The sequence below is a fragment of the Mesorhizobium sp. M1A.F.Ca.IN.022.07.1.1 genome (assembly GCF_003997575.1).
Lineage (GTDB): Bacteria > Pseudomonadota > Alphaproteobacteria > Rhizobiales > Rhizobiaceae > Mesorhizobium.
Genome location: NZ_RZST01000526.1, coordinates 1 through 2,698, shown reverse-complemented (window position 1 = coordinate 2,698; position 2,698 = coordinate 1). Strand labels below are relative to the sequence as shown.

The 2,698-nt window shown below is 63.8% G+C and carries 3 protein-coding genes and 1 pseudogene; 3 read left to right on the top strand and 1 reads right to left on the bottom strand.

Translation table 11 applies throughout. From position 1 onward, the window contains the following. Window positions 1-14 precede the first annotated feature (14 nt). The 3 genes from ttcA (at window position 15) to EOA75_RS31605 (ending at window position 2,148) form a co-directional block, all read left to right on the top strand. On the top strand, window positions 15-842 hold the full coding sequence (gene ttcA / locus EOA75_RS31615; protein ID WP_245466799.1) for a tRNA 2-thiocytidine(32) synthetase TtcA: 828 nt from the start codon (window positions 15-17) through the stop codon (window positions 840-842). Further along, entirely contained in the window at window positions 832-1,659 is an 828-nt protein-coding gene (locus EOA75_RS31610) for an inositol monophosphatase family protein (RefSeq protein ID WP_067328312.1), read from the top strand. The genes ttcA and EOA75_RS31610 overlap by 11 nt, the downstream gene beginning before the upstream one ends. A 78-nt stretch (window positions 1,660-1,737) precedes the next feature. Further along, the gene (locus EOA75_RS31605; RefSeq protein WP_127326043.1) at window positions 1,738-2,148 is read left to right on the top strand and encodes a hypothetical protein; all 411 of its coding nucleotides are present in this window, start codon (window positions 1,738-1,740) and stop codon (window positions 2,146-2,148) included. Between the two features lie 23 nt (window positions 2,149-2,171). On the opposite strand, the pseudogene EOA75_RS31600 reads toward EOA75_RS31605, so the two are convergent. After that, window positions 2,172-2,698: pseudogene (locus EOA75_RS31600) on the bottom strand (multidrug effflux MFS transporter); the annotation flags it as partial.

The window sequence follows — 2,698 nt, the reverse complement described above, 5'->3', positions numbered from 1 at the left end:
GCGGATTCCATCCGCTGTTCCGCGACGTGCCATCCTCGGTCGAGTTCAACAAGCTGCGCAAGCGGCTGCTGCGGCTCACGCGCCAGGCGATCGAAGACTTCGCCATGGTGAAACCCGGCGAGCGCTGGCTGGTGGCGCTCTCCGGCGGCAAGGATTCTTATGGCCTGCTTGCCTTGCTGCTCGATCTCAAATGGCGCGGGCTGCTGCCGGTCGAGCTGCTTGCCTGCAATCTCGACCAAGGTCAGCCGAATTTCCCGAAGCACATCCTGCCGGACTATCTCGGCGCCAACGGCATTGCGCATCGCATCGAGTACCAGGACACCTATTCGGTGGTCACCGACAAGCTGCCCGAAGGCAGCACCTATTGCTCGCTCTGCTCGCGGCTGAGGCGCGGCCATCTCTATCGCCTCGCGCGTGAGGAGGGTTGCACCGCGCTGGTGCTAGGCCACCACCGTGAGGACATCCTCGAAACCTTCTTCATGAACCTCTTCCATGGCGGGCGTCTCGCCGCCATGCCGCCGAAGCTTCTTAATGACGAGGGCGACGTCATGGTTCTGCGCCCGCTCGCCTATTGCGCCGAGGCCGATCTCGAGAAATTTGCCACTGCAATGAAATTCCCGATCATCCCGTGCGATCTCTGCGGCAGCCAGGAAGGGCTGCAGCGCAACGCCATGAAGGCGATGCTCGACGATATCGAGAAGCGCATGCCTGGCCGCAAGGACACGATGATCCGCGCGATGACCAATGTGCGGCCCTCGCATCTGCTCGACCGAAAACTGTTCGACTTCGCCGCGCTCGATGCGCGCCTTACCATGGGAAAAGACATTTCCAATGACGTTTGACATGCAAGCGATCGACTGGCTGGCCGAGCTTCTAGCCGACGCAGCCAAGGCCGAAATCATGCCGCGCTTCCGCCGATTGGGCGAGGGCGACGTTCGCCAGAAGACTTCGGCCGCCGATCTGGTGACGGAGGCGGACGTCAACGCCGAAAGGCTGATCACTGCCAGGCTGCGCGAGCGTTACCCTTCAGCGATGATCCTCGGCGAGGAGGCCTGTTCCGACAATCCGGCCTTGCTCAAAGGGCTCGGCGATGCCGAACTCGCCTTCGTCATCGATCCGGTCGACGGCACCTTCAACTTCGCCTCCGGCGTGCCGCTGTTCGGCGTCATGCTGGGCGTCGTGGTCAACGGCGAGACGGTTGCCGGCATCATCCACGATCCGGTCGGCAACGACTGGCTGATCGGCGCCAAGGGGGCGGGCAGCCATATCCGCCACGCACATGGCGCGCTGGAGAGGGTGCGGGTCGCCGAGCCGGTGCCGATCGCCGAGATGACCGGCGCGATCTCGTGGCAGTATCTGAAGGAACCGGAGCGCTCGCGGCTCGCCCGCAACCACACAAAGGCGCTGTCGCAGTTCGGCTATCGTTGCGCCGCGCACGAATACCGGCTGCTGGCGAGCGGCCATGCGCATTTCGTCGTCTACAACAAGCTGATGCCGTGGGACCATCTGGCCGGCGTGCTGATCCATCAGGAGGCCGGTGGTTATGCGGCGCGGATCGACGGCGATGCCTATCTGCCGTCGCATGTCGACGGCGGGTTGTTGGTTGCGCCAGACAAGGATAGCTGGAACGAACTGCGGCGCGAGCTCTGGGCGGAATAGGATCGATTGCGCCAGCGAGGGCCAGCCGGTCGCCTGGAAGATGTCGACCTACGACCTCACGCAAATCCGGAGATGTGAATGGGCACCCGGTCCGCGATGGTCGCTCTGGCTCTCGCCATCGCCGTGACGATCACGGGTGCTGACGAAGCAGCGGCACGGGAGCGCGCCTGCGGCAGTCGCGATCCCGTAAACTCCATGGCGGAAATGTCGGCTGCCATTTACGCCTGCTGGCGGCCGCCCCGCGGAACTGCCGGCCTGTCCTTGACCCTGCGGTTCTCGCTCCGCCGAGACGGAACGCTCATTGGCAAGCCGCGCGCGACCTTCTCCGCACTCGGATCGAACGATGCATTGAACAGAGCCTTCGTTGCCTCAGTCCTCGAGGCTCTCGATAAGGCCCTGCCGTTACCCTTTACCGAGAGCATGGGCGAGGCGATCGCAGGGCGCATACTTTCGCCCCGCTTCACGGTTGCGCTTGAACGAAAATCCTGAGCGGGTGGCCGTAGGCGAGGGTCTCACACCGGCGGATTGTGGGGCTGGAACAGCCTTCCGCGCTCGGCGATCAGGATCATCAGCAGGGCGGCGAGGGAAACGCTGCAGAAGCCGGCGGCCAATGGCGTGACCGTGCCGTTATAGGCCTGGCCTATCAGCGTTCCGAGCAGGCCGCCGAGAAAGGTCTGCATGAAGCCGAGGATGGAGGACGCCGTGCCGGCAAGCTCGCCGAGCGGCTCCATCGCAAGCGCGTTGAAATTCGCGCCGAGACAGCCAAATGGAACCATCGCGCCGGCAAAGAAGGCGATGAACAGCCAGAGCGGCATCTCGATCTCGAGCGAGACGACGAGCCAGACCAGGCTGATGGCGAGGAAGAGCAGCAGCGCGCTCTGCGACAGGCGCCGCATGCCGACCTTGCCGACGAGCCGCGCGTTGAGGAAGTTCGAGAAGGCGAGCACGCCCGCGACGCCGGCGAAGATCAGCGGAAACAGCTCGCCGACATGGAAGACTTCGAGATAGATCTGCTGCGCGGAATTGATGAAGCCGAACA